The organism is Rhodobacter ferrooxidans, from assembly GCF_000176015.1.
GTDB classification, from domain to species: domain Bacteria; phylum Pseudomonadota; class Alphaproteobacteria; order Rhodobacterales; family Rhodobacteraceae; genus Pseudorhodobacter_B; species Pseudorhodobacter_B ferrooxidans.
Genome location: NZ_ACYY01000006.1, coordinates 84939 through 101171, shown reverse-complemented (window position 1 = coordinate 101171; position 16233 = coordinate 84939). Strand labels below are relative to the sequence as shown.

17 protein-coding genes are annotated in these 16233 nt (G+C 66.8%); 9 read left to right on the top strand and 8 right to left on the bottom strand.

The annotated features are described in order from the left end of the window. Positions 1–55: 55 nt before the first annotated feature. A complete protein-coding gene (locus RSW2DRAFT_RS18675; protein WP_008029176.1) occupies positions 56–1078 on the top strand; it encodes a GNAT family N-acetyltransferase in 1023 nt (340 codons plus the stop codon). Between the two features lie 84 nt (positions 1079–1162). Here the strand turns inward: RSW2DRAFT_RS18675 and RSW2DRAFT_RS06335 are convergent, their stop codons facing one another. The 5 genes from RSW2DRAFT_RS06335 to RSW2DRAFT_RS06315 form a co-directional block, all read right to left on the bottom strand. Next, on the bottom strand, positions 1163–1930 hold the full coding sequence (locus tag RSW2DRAFT_RS06335; RefSeq protein WP_008029175.1) for a squalene/phytoene synthase family protein: 768 nt from the start codon (positions 1928–1930) through the stop codon (positions 1163–1165). Next, positions 1927–3549 carry a citramalate synthase gene (gene cimA / locus RSW2DRAFT_RS06330; protein WP_008029172.1) on the bottom strand — a complete coding sequence of 541 codons (1623 nt, stop codon included), beginning with the start codon at positions 3547–3549 and terminating at the stop codon, positions 1927–1929. Before cimA ends, RSW2DRAFT_RS06335 begins: the two co-directional genes overlap by 4 nt. An 88-nt stretch (positions 3550–3637) precedes the next feature. Further along, positions 3638–5080: a cysteine--tRNA ligase gene (gene cysS / locus RSW2DRAFT_RS06325; protein ID WP_008029171.1), complete on the bottom strand. Its 1443-nt coding sequence runs from the start codon at positions 5078–5080 to the stop codon at positions 3638–3640. Between the two features lie 180 nt (positions 5081–5260). Beyond that, positions 5261–5833: a LysE family transporter gene (locus RSW2DRAFT_RS06320; RefSeq protein WP_232209656.1), complete on the bottom strand. Its 573-nt coding sequence runs from the start codon at positions 5831–5833 to the stop codon at positions 5261–5263. Positions 5834–5869: 36 nt separating this feature from the next. Continuing rightward, positions 5870–6325 (bottom strand): Lrp/AsnC family transcriptional regulator, encoded by a 456-nt coding sequence (locus RSW2DRAFT_RS06315; protein ID WP_008029168.1) that lies wholly within the window; start codon positions 6323–6325, stop codon positions 5870–5872. A gap of 123 nt (positions 6326–6448) precedes the next feature. Here RSW2DRAFT_RS06315 and RSW2DRAFT_RS06310 point away from each other — a divergent pair, with 123 nt between their 5' ends. The 3 genes from RSW2DRAFT_RS06310 (at position 6449) to RSW2DRAFT_RS06300 (ending at position 9247) form a co-directional block, all read left to right on the top strand. Next, positions 6449–7828, top strand: coding sequence for a pyridoxal phosphate-dependent decarboxylase family protein (locus tag RSW2DRAFT_RS06310; protein ID WP_008029167.1), 1380 nt, complete (start codon positions 6449–6451; stop codon positions 7826–7828). Next, positions 7825–8661, top strand: coding sequence for a TPM domain-containing protein (locus tag RSW2DRAFT_RS06305; RefSeq protein WP_008029166.1), 837 nt, complete (start codon positions 7825–7827; stop codon positions 8659–8661). Before RSW2DRAFT_RS06310 ends, RSW2DRAFT_RS06305 begins: the two co-directional genes overlap by 4 nt. 91 nt (positions 8662–8752) lie before the next feature. Continuing rightward, on the top strand, positions 8753–9247 hold the full coding sequence (locus RSW2DRAFT_RS06300) for a hypothetical protein (RefSeq protein ID WP_008029165.1): 495 nt from the start codon (positions 8753–8755) through the stop codon (positions 9245–9247). On the opposite strand, the gene RSW2DRAFT_RS06295 is transcribed toward RSW2DRAFT_RS06300, so the two are convergent. Together RSW2DRAFT_RS06295 and RSW2DRAFT_RS06290 are read right to left on the bottom strand one after the other, a co-directional pair. Then, the gene (locus tag RSW2DRAFT_RS06295; protein WP_008029164.1) at positions 9248–11047 is read right to left on the bottom strand and encodes an ABC-F family ATP-binding cassette domain-containing protein; all 1800 of its coding nucleotides are present in this window, start codon (positions 11045–11047) and stop codon (positions 9248–9250) included. A gap of 108 nt (positions 11048–11155) precedes the next feature. Continuing rightward, positions 11156–11905: a GNAT family N-acetyltransferase gene (locus RSW2DRAFT_RS06290; RefSeq protein ID WP_008029163.1), complete on the bottom strand. Its 750-nt coding sequence runs from the start codon at positions 11903–11905 to the stop codon at positions 11156–11158. Between the two features lie 122 nt (positions 11906–12027). On the opposite strand from RSW2DRAFT_RS06290, the gene msrB reads away from it, so the two are divergent. Then, positions 12028–12426, top strand: coding sequence for a peptide-methionine (R)-S-oxide reductase MsrB (gene msrB / locus RSW2DRAFT_RS06285; protein ID WP_008029161.1), 399 nt, complete (start codon positions 12028–12030; stop codon positions 12424–12426). A gap of 8 nt (positions 12427–12434) precedes the next feature. Here msrB and RSW2DRAFT_RS06280 read toward each other — a convergent pair whose 3' ends face one another. After that, positions 12435–12938, bottom strand: a complete 504-nt coding sequence (locus RSW2DRAFT_RS06280) for an outer membrane protein assembly factor BamE (protein ID WP_008029158.1) — start codon at positions 12936–12938, stop codon at positions 12435–12437. Positions 12939–13108: 170 nt separating this feature from the next. Between RSW2DRAFT_RS06280 and RSW2DRAFT_RS06275 the strand changes: the two genes are divergently transcribed. The 4 genes from RSW2DRAFT_RS06275 (at position 13109) to RSW2DRAFT_RS06260 (ending at position 16201) form a co-directional block, all read left to right on the top strand. Beyond that, the gene (locus tag RSW2DRAFT_RS06275; protein ID WP_008029156.1) at positions 13109–13702 is read left to right on the top strand and encodes a YceD family protein; all 594 of its coding nucleotides are present in this window, start codon (positions 13109–13111) and stop codon (positions 13700–13702) included. Between the two features lie 177 nt (positions 13703–13879). Next, positions 13880–14086: a 50S ribosomal protein L32 gene (gene rpmF, locus RSW2DRAFT_RS06270; RefSeq protein WP_008029154.1), complete on the top strand. Its 207-nt coding sequence runs from the start codon at positions 13880–13882 to the stop codon at positions 14084–14086. Positions 14087–14111: 25 nt separating this feature from the next. Next, positions 14112–15233, top strand: a complete 1122-nt coding sequence (gene plsX, locus RSW2DRAFT_RS06265; protein WP_040671705.1) for a phosphate acyltransferase PlsX — start codon at positions 14112–14114, stop codon at positions 15231–15233. Then, the gene (locus tag RSW2DRAFT_RS06260) at positions 15230–16201 is read left to right on the top strand and encodes a beta-ketoacyl-ACP synthase III (protein ID WP_008029151.1); all 972 of its coding nucleotides are present in this window, start codon (positions 15230–15232) and stop codon (positions 16199–16201) included. Before plsX ends, RSW2DRAFT_RS06260 begins: the two co-directional genes overlap by 4 nt. Positions 16202–16233: the final 32 nt, after the last annotated feature.

Genomic DNA, 16233 nt, shown 5'->3' with positions numbered 1-16233 from the left:
ATGCGCCAATCGCGGCCAGAGTCGCCGAAGGGATGCGCAGTTGCAAGCACTGGAGATGACGCGGTTTGCCGGCTCGGCAGCCGAGGCTGCGGTTTTCGTCAACCGCTGTTGGGCGGCGCGGTTTTCCCGCAGCGAAAGCTGCCCGCAATGGGATGCGGCGTTCTTTGACTGGCAGGTGTTCTCGCGCCCCGACAGCCTGCGGATTGCGGCGTATGCGGGGGGCGATCTGGCGGGACTGGTGTTCTCGCTGCCCACCGAGGTGGTGCTGAACGGCGATCCGCTGCGGCTGGCGCAGGCCAGTTGGCTTTCCGTCGCCCCCGAGATGGCGCGGCGCGGTGTGGCCAAGGCGCTGGCCGCGGAAATGGCGCGGCAAGAGGCGGCGGCGGGTTGCGCCTTCATGTTCGGCTATGCGGTGCCGGGCAAGGGCAGCCATGGGCCGCGGTTCTGGCAGGGCAAGGTGGCTGCGGCGCGGCGGCCCGGGCTGCGGCCCTGGGTGCGGGCGCTGGATGCGGGCGTGTTGCGCCGCTCGGTGGGCGCGGTCAGCGAGCGGCTGGCGGCGGCTTTGGCGGCGGCGTTGCGGCTGGACCGCTGTGGCGCTGTGGCGGCGGCGGTGCGGCCTTGCCGGGTGGGGGATCTGGCGGCTTGCGGCGCGCTGCTGCGGGCCGCCGACGCCGAGGCGGCGTTTCGCTATGACTGGAGCGACGATCACCTGGCCCGGCAGTTGCAGGGCGGCGGTTTTCCGACCACGCTGGTGTTCGACGATGGCGGGCTGCAGGGCTTTGCCAGCTTTCACCGGGTCGGGTTTCGCGGCAGGCAGGAGTTTTCCGCCGGGCTGATCGACCATCTGGTAACAAGACCGGGGGCGAAGGGCGTCGGTTCGGCCTTGCTGGGGGCGGCGCTGGCGGCCATGCAGCAGCAGGGGCTGGCGCTGGCGGTCTGCACCGATGCGGCGGGGGTCTCACCGGCGCTGCTGCTGCGGCACGGCTTTGCGCCGATGCCCGAGCGCTATGACCTGCTGTTCATCGGCGCCGAGGTGGCCCTGCCGCAGGCGGGCGGCATCCGGGTGCATCTGCGCTGAAGGCCCGCCACGGAAGATGTCAGCCGGGCGCGGGCTGCAACCGCCGCACACCGGCATCCGGCAGGCCGGTGTCTGGTCTGGCGGCTACCAACGCCCGGTCAGCGCCTGCCAGAGCAGGCCGCCACGCCGGGAAAACTCGGACAGGCGCAGGTCGTTTGCGGCCACCCGTTCGGGCTGCGCCACCGCCAGCTGCAACAGCGCCTGCGTCTGCCAGCCCGCCAGCAGCGCCGGATGTGCCGAGACAGGCACCAGCCGCCGCGCGCCCCGCGCCCGCGCCAGCCGCGCCAGCCCCTGGCGGGCCAGATCGGCCACCGCCTGCGGTCGCGCGTCCGGCAGCGGCACCCGGCCCCGCGCCTGCAAATCCGGCACCGCGCGCAGGTAACTGGCCAGCGCCATCGCCCAGCCGGCATCGCGCACCACGGCTTCGGTAGCCTCCGGCGCGCCCAAAGCCCGTGCGGCCAGCCACATCAGCGCCGCCCCGGTGTCCTGCAAATAACCGTCCAGCGCCGCGGCATCGGCAAAAGGCGCGGCGTAGATGTCGTGCCGCCGCGCGTCGATCATTCGGGAAATCGCAGGCAGATCAGCCGCTTGCACCACTTCGGCCAAGGGGGCGATCACCTCGTGCGGCCGCTGTGTGCCGCGACCAAGGTCGTCGATCGCGTCGGCCCACCATTGCAGCCGCATCTCGGCAATCATCGGCTCGGTGCTGGCCCAGGGGGCCCGTGCCAGTTCCAGGTTCAGTGCGTAAAGCGGCCAAAGCCGCGCCCGCGCCGCCGGGGGGGCAGCCATGCAGGCCGCAAAGCGGTCGGGGTCGCCGCGCTCTACCCGTTCGGCGCAGGCTTGCAGGCTCATGCCGGCTGCACCCCGTCGCGCACCAGTTTCCACAGCATCGCATCCAGCAGCGCCTCGAAACTGGCATCGACGATGTTGGGCGAGACGCCGACAGTGGACCAGCGCCGCCCCTGACTGTCCTCGCTGTCGATGATCACCCGCGTCACGGCATCGGTGCCGCCTTGCGTCACCCGCACCTTGAAATCGACCAGCTTCATGTCGTCGATGCAGGCCTGATAGGGGCCAAGATCCTTGGCCAGCGCCTTGGCCAGCGCGTTCACCGGGCCACGGTCGGACCCGGCACTATCCATGCTTTCCGACACGGACAGAGTCTTCTGACCGCCGATCTTCACCACCACCACGGCTTCCGACAGGCTGACCATGCGGTCATACTTGTTCTTGCGCCGTTCCACCGTCACCCGGTAGCGTTTGACCTCGAAGAACGCGGGCAGCAGCCCCAGTTCGGCCCGTGCCATCAGCTCGAAACTGGCCTGCGCGCCGTCATAGGCATAGCCCTGATCCTCGCGCGCCTTGACCACGTCAAGAATCCGCCCCAGCCGCGGGTCGCCGGGTTCCACCGCAATCCCCGCCGCCGCCAGCCGTGCGCGCAGGTTGGATTGCCCGGCCTGATTGGACATCGGGATGATCCGGGCATTGCCGACCAAAGCGGGGTCGATATGCTCGTAGGTGGTGGGGTCTTTCAGGATGGCCGATGCGTGCAGCCCGGCCTTGTGGGCGAAGGCGCTGGCCCCGACATAAGCCGCCGCCCGCCGCGGCACCCGGTTCAGGATGTCGTCCAGCATCCGGCTGGTGCGCAGGATGCCTTGCAGCGCCTGTGGCGTGACGCCGGTCTCAAAGCGCCCGGCATAGGGCGGTTTCAGCAGCAAGGTCGGGATCAGCGTCGTCAGATTGGCATTGCCGCAACGCTCGCCCAGCCCGTTCAGCGTGCCCTGCAATTGCCGGGCGCCCGCGTCGATGGCGGCCAAGGAGCCCGCCACCGCATTGCCGGTATCATCGTGGCAATGGATGCCCAAGTGGTCGCCCGGGATGCCCGCGGCCACCACCTCGGCGGTGATGCGGCCGATCTCGGCGGGCAAGGTGCCGCCGTTGGTGTCGCACAGCACCACCCAGCGCGCGCCCTCGTCCAGCGCCGCCCGCAGGCAGGACAGCGCATAGCCCGGATTGGCCTTGTAGCCGTCAAAGAAATGCTCGGCATCCAGCAGCGCCTCGCGCCCCTTGGCGACCAAGTGGGCCACCGAGGCGCGGATCGCCGCAAGGTTTTCGTCCAGCGTCACGCCGAGGGCGGTTTTCACATGGAAATCATGGGTCTTGCCGACGAGGCAAACCGCGGGGGTCGCGGCATCCAGCACCATCGCCAGCACATCGTCGTTCTCCGCCGACCGCCCCACCCGCTTGGTCATGCCGAAAGCCGTCATGGTGGCACGGGTCTGCGGCGGATTGGCGAAGAACTCGCTATCGGTCGGGTTCGCTCCCGGCCAGCCGCCCTCGATATAATCCACCCCCAAGGCGTCCAAAGCCGCCGCGATCTGCCGCTTTTCGAGAGTGGAGAATTGCACGCCCTGCGTCTGCTGCCCGTCGCGCAGCGTCGTGTCGTAGAGGTAAAGGCGCTCGCGAGTCATGGCCGGGTGCCCCCAAATTCCTTCGAAGGAATTTGCAATTTTCTTCGAAGAAAATTGGTCCTGTGGCCGCCGCCTGCGCAAAACTTGGTCATTTCAGCGCCTCCAGCTTGGCGGGGTCGAAGTTCGGGCCGGGTTGCCAGCTTGCCACCCCGCCGACGTCAGTGACCTGCACCCCGGCTTCTGTCAGCACATCGCGAATCCGGTCCGCCACCGCAAAATTGCGGCTCGCCCGCGCCTCCTGACGTTCAAACAACAGCCCGGCCACCACACTTTCGACCCAAGGTTCATGGTGCCCGCTTTGCGACACGCCAATATGAGCCAGCTCTGCCAGCATGCTCCAATCGTTGACAAACCCCAGCAGCTCCAGCCCGAAGGCAAAGGGCGCCAGCGTTGCCGCCGTGCGGTTCTTGGCCAGCACATGCAGCCGCGCAATCGCGCCCGAAGTGTTCAGATCGTTGGACAGCACGCCGATGAATTCGTCATCCGCCTTCCATTGCCCGGCTTCCTTCAACACCCGCACCATATCTGCCGAAAACCCGTGCTGATGCAGGTGCAGATACCAGTCGCGCAGCGTCGCCTCGGCCTGCGCGGCCTTCTCCGCCGTCCAGTCCATCGGCTTGGAGTAATGCGTGCCCAGATAGACCAGCCGGATCACCTCGCCCGGCACGCCCTGATCCAGCAAATCCCGCACCGTGAAGAAATTCCCCAGGCTCTTGGACATCTTCTTGCCCTCGACCTGCAGCATCTCGTTGTGCATCCAGACCTGCGCAAACCCCTGCCCCGGATGGGCGCAGGCTGATTGAGCGACCTCATTCTCGTGATGCGGGAATTGCAGGTCAATGCCGCCGCCGTGGATATCGAAACTCGCCCCCAGCAGCGCATCGCTCATCGCGGAACATTCGATGTGCCAGCCGGGCCGGCCGTAGCCCCACGGGCTGTCCCACCCCGGCGTCGCGGCGTCCGAGGGCTTCCACAGCACGAAATCCATCGGATCGCGCTTGTAGGGCGCCACTTCCACCCGGGCGCCGGCGATCATGTCGTCGATGCTGCGCCCCGACAGCCGCCCGTAATCGGGATAGCTGCGCACGTCGAACAGCACATGGCCTTCCGCCGCATAGGCGTGCCCCGAGGCGATCAGCCCGGCAATCATCGCGATCATCTGCCCGATATACTCGGTCGCCCGCGGCTCATGCGTCGGTCGCAACGCCCCCAGGGCGTCCATGTCGGCGTGATACCAGGCAATCGTCTCGTCGGTGATGGCGCGGATCGGCCGACCCGTCGCCGCCGCCTTGGCGTTGATCTTGTCATCCACGTCGGTGAAATTGCGCACATAGGTCACATGACCTTCGCCATAGACATGCCGCAGCAGCCGGAACAGCACGTCGAACACCACCACCGGCCGGGCGTTGCCGATATGGGCGCGGTCATAGACCGTGGGGCCGCAGACATACATCCGCACGTTGGCCGCATCCAACGGGGTGAAGTCTTCCTTCGCCCGCGTCTTGCCGTTGTAAAGCCTGATCCCGGCCATGCCTTCCCTCTCGCGCAGCGCAAAGCAGCGTTCCCGTGGCGGGCATAGCCTGTTCGTCTTTTGTTGGAAACGAAAAGAACGCCCGCCGGACTGATGTCAGCAGGTAATGCAGCAAATGCAGATGATTGTGCTTTCGTTCATGGCGAGGGTTCTAGCGCATCCGCCGCGCGCCGCCAAGCCTTATCCGGCAAGACCCAAGGCCAGCGCCCAAAGGCCAAAGCCGATCATCACCGCGCCCGAGCCGCGCGCCACCCACAGGCTGAAAGCCGCGGGCAACTGCCGGTGCGCGGCGGCCACCCCGCCCGACAGCAGCGCCCACCAAAGTAACGATCCGGCAAACACGCCGGAAACCAACTGCAAGGCCTCGGACACTCCGGCATCACGGGCCAGCCCCAGCCCGGCGAAGATCGCGGCGAAGGACAGGATGGTGACCGGGTTGGCCAGCGTCAGAAGAAAGGTCGCGGCCAGCGTCGGCCAGACCCCGGTCGCCGCCAGCCCCGCCGCTTTGGGTGCGGCCCCGGCCCGCAGGCCCCGCAGCCCCAGCCACAACAGGAACGCCCCGCCCAGCAGCCCCAAAGGCCGGTCGATCACCTCCAGCACGCCCTTGAAGGCGGCAAAACCGAAGGCCGCGGCGGCGGCATAGACGGCATCGGCCAGCGCCGTGCCAAGCCCCCCCGGCCAACCCGGCCAGAAACCCCTGCGCCAAGGTGCGCTGGATGCACAGCGCGCCGATCGGCCCCAGAGGTGCTGCAATCGCCAGCCCCATCAGCGCGGCTTTGGCAAACAGCATCATGGTGCCCCCCCCGGCACCAGCGGGGCGCGGCGCAGGGTGGAAAGGGCCAGCATGGTCTCGGACCGCTCCAGAAACCCCGCAGCCTTCATCTCGGCCAGAAACGCCTCGACCCCCGCCAGCGCGCCGCAGCGCAGGTGGATCAGATAGGACCACGGCCCGGTGACGTGGTGACATTCGGTGATGCCGGGATGCGCCGTGGCAAATTCGGTAAAGGCCGCCTCGCCGTCCTGCCGCAACGCCACCCAGACGATGGCCAGCACCGGCAGCCCCAGCGCATCCGCATCGGCATCCAGCGTGAAGCGGCGAATGGCCCCCTGCGCCACCAGCCGCCGCACCCGGTCGTTCACCGCCGAGGTGGAAAGCCCGACCCGCAGCGCCACATCCGCCAGCGCCTGCCGGGCGTTCTGCGCCAGAAGACCGATAATTTCCCTGTCTGTATCGTCTATATCCACGTTTTTACCTGTATATGCCGATTCCATCCGGCATTTTCACACTACCGCCAAACCACCCCGCGTCACAAGCCCCCCTTGATCTTGCGCGCCTGCCATGGCCAGATGCCGCAAAAGGAAGCCAGCATGAACCACGACGACCTGCGCCACTGGTCCAAACGCGCCGCCGACTGGGCCCATGACTATCACGCCGGCCTGCGGGATCGCCCGGTGCGCGCCGCCCTGACCCCCGGCGCGATTGCGGCCCAGCTTGCCGCCGCCGCCCCCGAGGCCGCGGAACCGATGGACACGATCTTTGCCGATTTCGAACGCATCGTGCCGCCCGGCATGACCCATTGGCAGCACCCGCGGTTCTTTGCCTATTTCCCGGCCAATGCCGCCCCGGCCTCGATGCTGGCCGAACAACTGGTCAACGCCATCGCCGCCCAGGGCATGCTGTGGCAAACCTCGCCCGCCGCCACCGAGATCGAGCAGGTGATGGTGCAATGGCTGCGCGCCGCCCTCGGCCTGCCCGAAGGGTTTTCCGGCACCATCCACGATTCTGCCACCACTGCCACGCTGTCGGCGGTGCTGACGATGCGGGAAAAGGCGCTGGGTTGGGCGGGCCTGCAGCAGGGGCTTTCCGGCCTGCCGCGGTTGCGGCTTTATGCTTCGGCGGAAACCCATTCCTCGGTGGACAAGGCCGCGAGGCTGTCCGGCATCGGCCAGGACAATCTGGTGAAGATCCCCACCGGCACCGATTTTGCCATGAAACCCGGGGCCTTGGCGGGCGCAATTCAAGCAGATTGTGACGCCGGATTTCTGCCCGTGGGCGTGGTGCTTTGCGCCGGCGGCACCTCGATCGGCGCCTTCGACCGGATTGCCGACTGCATCGCGGTGGCCCATTCGGCGGGTCTGCCGTTGCATGTCGATGCCGCCTGGGCCGGAAGTGCCATGATCTGCCCCGAGTTTCGCCCCCTTTGGGCGGGCGTGGAAAATGCCGACAGCATCGTCTTCAACCCGCACAAATGGCTGGGGGCGCAGTTCGATTGCGCGGTGCAGTTCCTGCGCGATCCGGGGCAGCAGATCCGCACCCTCGGCCTGCGCCCGACCTATCTGGAAACCACCGGCCACGAGGAAATCACCAACTTCAACGAATGGACGGTGCCCTTGGGTCGCCGCTTCCGGGCGCTGAAGCTGTGGTTCCTGATGCGCGCCTATGGGCTGAACGGCCTGCGCGCCCGCATCCGCAACCATGTGGCCTGGGCGCGGGAACTGGCGCAGGTGCTGGCAACCCTGCCCGGCGTCCAGATCACCACCCAGCCGTCGCTGTCGCTGTTCAGCTTTGCCCTTGGCTCGGATGCCGAAACCGAGGCGCTGCTGACCCGCGTCAACGACGATGGCCGGGTTTACCTGACGCAAACCCGGCATCAGGGGCGGCTGGTGATCCGGGTGCAGGTCGGGCAGTTCGACTGCACCCGCGACGACGTGATGATGGTGGCCCAAGTGGTAAAGGAGATGACATGATCCGCCTGCTGGCCGTTCTGCTGTTTCTGCCCTGCGCCGTTCTGGCCCAAAGCTTCCCCGAGCATACCTCGGTTTACGTGAACGACTTCGCGCAAATCCTTGATGATGCATCCGAAACCCGGATCGCCCAAGCGTTGGAGGCGGTGCGTGACGACACCGGCGTTCAGGCCAACGTGGTCACAATCAGCCGCCGCGCCGACTATGGCGACAGCGCCTCGATCGAGGCTTTTGCCAAGGATCTGTTCAACCATTGGGGCATCGGCAATGCCGCGCGCAATGACGGCATCCTGATTCTGGTGGCGTCCGAAGACCGCGAAATGCGCATCGCCCTCGGCTCGGCCTATCCGCCGGTCTGGGACGGCGTGGCGCTGCGGATCATCGACACCCAGATGCTGCCCGCCTTCCGCGACGGCAATATGGCGGCGGGCATCGAGGCAGGCACCTTGGCCACCATCGACCGCATCGCCCGGCCCTTCACCGCAGGCCAACCCGCCCCCGAAGCCCCGACCACGCCGTTCGACCCGACGCCCTGGATGTTCGGCGGCGCGGTTCTGCTGTCGATCCTGGTGGCGGCGCGCGGCGGGCTGGCCAATCTGGCGCTGCGGTTTCGCACCTGTCCTGCCTGCGGCAAACGCGGGTTGCACCGCGACCATACGACCCTGACCGAGCCGACCAAACTGGCCTCGGGCGTCCAGCGCATCCGCACCGCCTGCAACTCCTGCGACTATCACCGCGATGTCGAGCGCACGATTCCGTCGCTGAGTTCCTCAGGTGGTGGCGGCAGTTTCGGCGGCGGCTCATCCTCGGGCGGTGGCGCGTCGGGGCGCTGGTAGGCCACTTGCGGCAATCGGGGGGCCGTGGCAGAATTGCGCCGCAACCCGTTTCCTGACTTTGGTTTTTAACATTCAATTTCCGGAGGTTACGATGCGAACTTCAACCATGCTTCTGGCCCTGCCGCTGCTGGCCCTCGCCACGGCAGCAAGTGCCGAAAGCCTGCGCGCCAGCCATTTCGACCCGCAGACCGCTTTTGGGTCCGGCTGTTTTCGCCGCGATTATAGCAATGCCCATCTTGCCAGCCACCCGCAGCAACGGGTGACCAGCATCGCCGTGGGCCGGATGCAGGACCCGCCCGCCGATGACCTGCTGATCGTCAACATCGCCGTCACCCTGCGCGGTTCCGGCGAGGTGTTCATCGGCAGCGGCTATTGCGAGGGCAAGGGCGCGCGGCTCGATTGCGGCATGGAGGGCGACGCCGGCAGTTTCACGCTGACAGCCGCCAAGGACGGCGCGCTGCTGCTGTCGGTGGGTCGTTACGGCATCAGCTTTGAAGGCGCGCGCGATTTCGTGACGCTGGAGGGCAGCCGCGGTGACGACCGCGAGTTTCTGCTGCCGCCTGCCCGCGCCAGCGCCTGCCCATAGTTAGTCGCGCTCGGCCAGCGACATCCACTCTTCCTCGGTGGCGGCCAGCTTGGCCTGCAACTCGGTCAACGCCTGACTGGCCTTGCCGAACTTCACCGGATCGCGGGCAAACAGATCGCCCGACATCAGCTCGGTCACCCGGGCAATCTCGGTTTCCAGCTTGTCGATCACCTCGGGCAGCAGGTCCAGCCGCTTGCGTTCGGTGAAGGTAAGGCCCACCGGCTTTTTCACCGATTGCTTCAAGACCGGCTGCGAAGCTGTTGTTTTCACAGTCGGAGTTTCCACAGCCCCTTCACCGCGCTGGCGACGGTAATCCGACCAGCCGCCGGGATAGGCCATGGCCTGACCGTTGCCCTCCAAGGCAATTGTGGTGGTGGCCACCCGGTCGATGAAATCGCGGTCGTGGCTGACCAGCAGCACCGTGCCGTCATAGTCGCCCAGAATGTCCTGCAACAGGTCCAGGGTTTCCACGTCCAGATCGTTGGTCGGCTCGTCGAGGATCAGCAAGTTCGACTCGCGCGCCATGATCCGCGCCAGCAGCAACCGCGCCTTCTCGCCCCCCGACAGGGACCGCACCGGGGCGCGGACCTGACGTTCGTCGAACAGGAAATCTTTCAGATAGCCCACCACATGCCGCGGCACCCCCCGCACCATCACCTGATCCGACTGGCCCGAGACCGCCATCGACGGGTCGTTGGTCAGGTTGTCCCACAGGCTGGCGTCGGGATCGAGTTGCGCGCGGGTCTGGTCGAACACCGCAACAGCCAAGTTCGTCCCCAGCGTCACCGTGCCTTCATCCGGTTGAACTTCGCCCGTCAACATCTTGAGAAGCGTGGTTTTTCCCACACCGTTGGGGCCGACGAAAGCCACCCGGTCGCCGCGCAGCACCCGCAGGTCGAAATCGTGGCAGATGGTCAGATCGCCGAAGGCTTTCTTCAGCCCCCTGGCCTCGATCACCCGCTTGCCCGATTGCGGCCCGGCCTCCAGCTCCATCGCCGCGGTGCCCTGACGGCGGATTTGCGCGCCGCGTTCGGCCCGCAGATCGGCCAGCGCCCGCACCCGACCCTGATTGCGCTTGCGCCGGGCCGAGATGCCCTCGACCGCCCAACGCGCCTCGGCCTTGATCTTGCGATCGAGCTTGTGGCGGGCCTCGTCTTCCTCGGCCCAGGTGGCTTCGCGCCAATCCTCGAACCCGTCAAAACCCGACTCGCGCCGGCGCACCTGACCGCGGTCGATCCACAGCGTCGCCCGGGTCAGCGCCCGCAGGAAGGCGCGGTCGTGGCTGATCAGCACAAAGGCGGTGCGGGTGCTGGCCAATTCCGCCTCCAGCCATTCGATGGCCTGGATGTCCAGATGGTTGGTCGGCTCGTCCAGCAGCATAAGTTCCGGCGCCTCGGCCATCAGCTTGGCCAGCGCCGCCCGGCGTTTCTCGCCGCCCGAGGCCGAGGTCACCGGCGTTTCGGGGCGAAATTTAAGCCCTTCCGCGGCCATCGCCACCCGGTATTCCTCGCCTTCCGGCAGGTTGGACGCGGCATAGTCGCCCAAGGTGGCCCAGCCCGACAGGTCGGGGTCTTGCTCCATGTAGCCGACCGTCACCCCCGGCGGCACCACGCGGTCGCCCTGATCGGCATCGACCAGCCCGGCCATCACCTTCATCAGCGTTGATTTGCCCGAGCCGTTGCGCCCGACCAGCGCAACCCGGTCGCCCGGTTGCACCACCAGATCGAGATTGTCGAAAACCGGCTCGCCCCCGAAGGTCAGCGAGATGCGGGAAAGTTGCAAAAGCGGAATACGTGCCATGCGACGCGGGGTATCCGGGCAGGCAGGCGGCGTCAAGGCAAAGCCCGCGGCCGGGCCGGGGCCAAAATCCTTCGAAGGATTTTGCAAAAGTTTTCGAAAACTTTTGCGCTACCCCGCCACCGCACGCAGCAGACGGGCGCGGGCGGGCGGGATCGCCGCAATCTCCAGCCCGGTGAAGACATGCATGGTGTCAAGGTCGCGGTCGATCACCGCATGGTCCGACACCCAGCCGCCCATCGCCAGATAGCTGCGCAGCAGGGGTGGCATCCCTTGCGCGGCGCGGCGCGGGTCGGTCGCCTGTGGCAGGCCCCCCGCAAAGCGCAGCACCTGGGCTGCCTTGATGCCCGGCTGCCAGCGTGCAGGTGCCTGATGTTGTCGGTGCAGCAGCGCGAACGCCTCGACATGCGGCGCGGGGTTGGCGCCCTGGAACGACGAGCAGCCAAACAGCATCTGCACCCCGCGGGCATCGACGATCTGCGTCATCGCCGCCCAGGCCAGCCGCAGGATGTCGGGGTCGCGCCAATGCGGATGGATGCAGAACCGCCCGACCTCCAGCATCGGGTCGGGATAGCAGGCAAGCGCTGAAAGGTCATAGAATTGCGCGGCATAACTGCCACCGATCCCGGCACCGCTTTCCAGCGGCAGCAGCCGGAAACAGCCGACCAGCGTGCCCGAGGCCTCCTCCAGCAGCATGTGGCGGCAGCGCCCGTCCAGCGCGTCGGCATCCGAGGGGCCATGTGTAGCGGTCAATCCACGGGCGGCGATGAAGGCCAGATGCCGCAACTCCTGCGCCGCAGCCAGATCGGCGGCACTGCTCGCCTCGCGGGCGGTGTAGCGGCCTTTGCGCAGGGGCTGCATCAATGGGTTCCCGACCATGAACCCGCGGGCTTCTTGGCGAACCGGGCGGGGCGACCTAGATATGCTCTGCGCCTTGCAGCGATGCAAGCCGCGACAACAGCGCAGCCAAACGGGAGAACCGCATGACCGACAAGATCAGCAAGACCGATGCCGAATGGCGCGCCAGCCTGTCGGATCTGGCCTACAAGGTCACCCGCAAGCATGGCACCGAACGCGCCTTCAGCCATGACGATTTTCCCAAGGCGGCGGGGGTTTTCCACTGCATCTGCTGCGACGCGCCGCTGTTCGATGCGGAAACCAAGTTCAATTCCGGCACCGGCTGGCCCAGCTTTTTCGCGCCGCTGACCGCCGAATCCGTGGGCGAGACCGCAGACCGCAGCCTGTTCATGCGCCGCACCGAGGTGCATTGCGCCCGCTGCGAAGCGCATCTGGGGCATGTGTTCCCCGATGGCCCCGCCCCCACCGGGCTGCGCTACTGCATGAACGGTGTCGCCCTGCGCTTCGAGGCGCGGGACGACTGAGGCCGCGGTTACTTGATGAACTGTCCGGGGGACACCCGTCCAAGGCTGCCAAGCAATTGCTCGATCAGGCTGATGCCCTTGATGCCGGTCTTGGTGACACGCCGCGACAGCGGCACCACACGGCCTTTTTCCAGCCCGAAACGCTCGACGTTCTCGACCACGCCGGCTTCGGTGAAGGTAATGGCGACAACCTGGCGTTCCACCTCTTCCGCCGGGCGCGGGCCGTAGGATTTCCAGCGGCTTTGCACATAATACCAGCCCAGATCGTTCAGCAGCCCGGCGGCCGAGGGCCGACCGATCACCGCCGCCACGGTTTCACGGGTATCGGTGCCGACCTTGACCTGTTCCAGTTCAAGATCGGTGGGCACATAGCCATGGTTGCGGTAGATCGGCGTGCAGGCCGTGACCGCAACGACGCAAAGCATCGCCCCCAGCCAAAGCGCAAACCGCCGCAGCGGGCGATACCGATCCTGCGTGCCGCCCAACCGGCCGATCGCCTTTGCCAAACCCATTTCGCCCCCTTGCCTTGCTGGCCCAAGCCCCTTATCCCAAGGCCCGTCTCCAAAGCCGCGTCTCCGACCTGCGAAAGGCTTACAGAAGGACGGCCTCGGGTTCAAGAAAGGAACGCGCGGGCCGGTTGCGGCTGCACCACCTTGGTCCGGCCAAGCACAGGATAACCGCCATGCCGCCAAAAACGCCCAACCCCGACCTGCCCTATTCGCACCCGCTGCGGGTGGCGGCCCTGGCACCGCGCAAACCCACCCGGTTCGATCTGGCGCCCGATGCGGCGACGATGGCGCGGCTGGCCGCGGCGCTGGAGATAACCGCGCTGCGCAAGCTGCGGCTGAAGGGCGAATTGCGCCCGTTTGGCCGCCGCGACTATGAACTGGAGGCGCAGCTGGTGGCGGTGGTCGAGCAGCCCTGCGGCATTACTCTGGCCCCGGTGGTCACGAAAATCGACGAGCCGGTGCTGCGCCGCTATCTGTCGGACTGGGTGGAGCCTGCCGCCGACGAGGCCGAGATGCCCGAGGATGACAGCGCCGAACCGCTGCCCGAGGTGATCGACCTTGGCGCCGTGCTGCTGGAGGCGCTGGCCCTCGCGTTGCCGCTCTATCCGCGGGCGCCCGGTGCCGAACTGCCCGAGGATGTGGCGGGTCAGGTGTTCGCAGCCCCCGGCACCGAACCATTGCGCGACGCCGACCTGCGACCTTTCGCCGGGTTGGCGGGGCTTGCGGCCCGACTGACCAAGCCCGATAACGACGACCAACAAGGCTAGGATCGGGCGGATTGCCGGGGCTTGCGCAGGGTTCAGAAAAACACTTGCGCCCGGGCAGAAACGCAGTATGTTCCGCGCCTCGCATACAGCGTGGGTTGCTGCGTTTTTCCCATTGGGGGAAATGTTCGATCCATTCGTTAAATCAGGGGCTTGCCCCTCAATAACCGAGGTCGAGACATGGCTGTCCCGCAGAACCGAGTCACCAAATCCAAGCGCAACATGCGCCGCGCGCATGACGCTCTGGTTGCATCCAACCCGGCGGAATGCCCGAACTGTGGCGAGCTGAAACGCCCGCACCACGTTTGCGGCGCCTGCGGCCATTACGATGCCCGCGAAGTCGTGGCCACCGCCACGGCCACCGATCTGGACGAGGACGCGGCGTAAGCCGCGCCCTGACCGCGCGGCCCCGATGACAAACGGAACCACATTTCCGACCACGGGTGCCCCGCGCATTGTCATATCCGTTGACGCGATGGGCGGCGATCGCGGGCCGGCAGCGGTTGTTGCCGGCGTGGTCGATTCCGCCACCCGCACCCCTTCGGCGGCCTTCATCCTGCATGGCGATCAGGCCGAACTGGCAAAGCTGGTGGCCCGTCACGACATCCTGCAAGGCCGCTGCGAGATCCGCCACGCCGACCGCGTGGTGACCATGCACGACAAGCCCAGCCAGGTGATGCGGTCAGGCTCTGGCACCTCGATGTGGTCCTGCATCGATTCGGTGAAGAACGGCGAGGCCAAGGCGGCGGTGTCCTGCGGCAATACCGGGGCGCTGATGGCGGTGTCGATGATCCGGCTGCGCAAGGTGCCCGGCGTCAACCGCCCGGCGATTGCGGTGCTGTGGCCCTCGCGCAACCCCGGCGGCTTCAACGTCATGCTGGATGTCGGCGCCGACGTGAAGGCCGATGCCGCGGACCTTCTGCAATTCGCCACCATGGGCGCCGCCTATGCCCGCAACGGCCTAAACCTCGCGGTGCCGCGGATCGGCCTCTTGAATGTCGGCACCGAGGAGCACAAGGGCCATGCCGAGCTGAAGCTGGCGCATGACCAGATTGCCGCCGCGGCCGGTGTGGGCGGCTATGAATTCATCGGCTTTGTCGAGGGCAACGACATGCCCTCCGACCGGGTCGATGTGATCGTGACCGACGGATTCACCGGCAACGTCGCCATCAAGACCGGCGAAGGCACCGCCAAGCTGATCTCGGATTTCCTGAAGATCGAGTTCAAGGCCACCCTGCTGTCGAAACTGGCGGCCCTGTTCGCGCTGGCCACGCTGAAGCGGTTGCAGGGCCGGATCGACCCGCGCCGGGTGAATGGCGGGGTGTTTCTGGGGCTGAACGGCACCGTGGTGAAATCGCATGGCGGTGCTGACGCCACCGGCATTGCGGCGGCCATCGGCCTGGCGATCCAGCTTGCACAATCGGGCTTTCAGGACCGGCTGGCGGCGCGGGTTGCATCGGCTGGCCGGGCGGGGCAGGATGCCATCGCGGAAGGGGCAAGCCCCGACATATCAGGCATCGGTATTTCTTCATGACAATTCGCGCCGTGGTCCGGGGTGTCGGGCATTATCTGCCGGAACGGGTGGTCTCGAACGCCGAACTGGCCCAGACCGTCGATACCAGCGATGAATGGATCGTTTCGCGCTCGGGGATCGAGCGGCGCTGCATTGCCGCCGCGGGCCAGACCACTTCGGACCTTGGCGCAAGGGCGGCCGAGGCGGCGCTGGCCGATGCCGGCTGGCAGGCCAATGATCTGGATGCCATCATTCTGGCCACCTCGACCGCCGATCTGACCTTTCCTTCGGCGGCCACCATGGTACAGGCCCGCATCGGCATGACCCGCGGCTTTGCCTTTGACGTGCAGGCGGTCTGCGCCGGGTTCATCTTCGCGCTGGCCAATGCCAATGCGCTGATCATTTCAGGTCAGGCCAAGCGGGTGATGGTGATCGGCGCCGAGACCTTCAGCCGGTTGATGGACTGGACCGACCGCGGCACCTGCGTGCTGTTTGGCGATGGCGCCGGGGCCTTGCTGCTGGAAGCCGTTGAAAGCGAAGGCACTTCGGCGGATCGCGGCATCCTTGCGACCGACCTGAACTCGGACGGGCGGTTCAAGGATCTGCTTTACGTCGATGGCGGCACCTCGACCGGGGTGACTGGCAAGCTGCGGATGCAGGGCCGCGAAATTTTCCGCCATGCCGTTGAAAAGCTGGCACAAACCGCCCATACCGCGCTTGAAAAGGCCGGCCTTGGCAGCGCCGATGTGGACTGGATCGTGCCGCATCAGGCCAATCTGCGGATCATTTCCGCCACCGCCCAGCGGATGCAGGTGCCGATGGAGCGGGTGGTGGTGACGGTGCAGGACCATGGCAACACCTCGGCGGCCTCGATTCCGCTGGCGCTGTCGGTGGGCCGCGACCGTGGCCAGATCAAGCAAGGCGACTTGATCGTGACCGAAGCCATCGGTGGCGGCTTGACCTGGGGCGCCGTGGTGCTGCGCTGGTAGGTTGCGCTGGTAGCTTGGCGGCGCTTTCCGCC

Bases quoted from the DNA above. Each gene is read 5' to 3' on its own strand.
- RSW2DRAFT_RS18675 (WP_008029176.1), top strand. From the start codon at position 56: ATGACGCGGTTTGCCGGCTCGGCAGCCGAGGCTGCGGTTTTCGTCAAC.
- RSW2DRAFT_RS06335 (WP_008029175.1), bottom strand. From the start codon at position 1,930: ATGAGCCTGCAAGCCTGCGCCGAACGGGTAGAGCGCGGCGACCCCGAC.
- cimA (WP_008029172.1), bottom strand. From the start codon at position 3,549: ATGACTCGCGAGCGCCTTTACCTCTACGACACGACGCTGCGCGACGGG.
- cysS (WP_008029171.1), bottom strand. From the start codon at position 5,080: ATGGCCGGGATCAGGCTTTACAACGGCAAGACGCGGGCGAAGGAAGAC.
- RSW2DRAFT_RS06310 (WP_008029167.1), top strand. From the start codon at position 6,449: ATGAACCACGACGACCTGCGCCACTGGTCCAAACGCGCCGCCGACTGG.
- RSW2DRAFT_RS06305 (WP_008029166.1), top strand. From the start codon at position 7,825: ATGATCCGCCTGCTGGCCGTTCTGCTGTTTCTGCCCTGCGCCGTTCTG.
- RSW2DRAFT_RS06300 (WP_008029165.1), top strand. From the start codon at position 8,753: ATGCGAACTTCAACCATGCTTCTGGCCCTGCCGCTGCTGGCCCTCGCC.
- RSW2DRAFT_RS06295 (WP_008029164.1), bottom strand. From the start codon at position 11,047: ATGGCACGTATTCCGCTTTTGCAACTTTCCCGCATCTCGCTGACCTTC.
- RSW2DRAFT_RS06290 (WP_008029163.1), bottom strand. From the start codon at position 11,905: ATGCAGCCCCTGCGCAAAGGCCGCTACACCGCCCGCGAGGCGAGCAGT.
- msrB (WP_008029161.1), top strand. From the start codon at position 12,028: ATGACCGACAAGATCAGCAAGACCGATGCCGAATGGCGCGCCAGCCTG.
- RSW2DRAFT_RS06280 (WP_008029158.1), bottom strand. From the start codon at position 12,938: ATGGGTTTGGCAAAGGCGATCGGCCGGTTGGGCGGCACGCAGGATCGG.
- RSW2DRAFT_RS06275 (WP_008029156.1), top strand. From the start codon at position 13,109: ATGCCGCCAAAAACGCCCAACCCCGACCTGCCCTATTCGCACCCGCTG.
- rpmF (WP_008029154.1), top strand. From the start codon at position 13,880: ATGGCTGTCCCGCAGAACCGAGTCACCAAATCCAAGCGCAACATGCGC.
- plsX (WP_040671705.1), top strand. From the start codon at position 14,112: ATGACAAACGGAACCACATTTCCGACCACGGGTGCCCCGCGCATTGTC.
- RSW2DRAFT_RS06260 (WP_008029151.1), top strand. From the start codon at position 15,230: ATGACAATTCGCGCCGTGGTCCGGGGTGTCGGGCATTATCTGCCGGAA.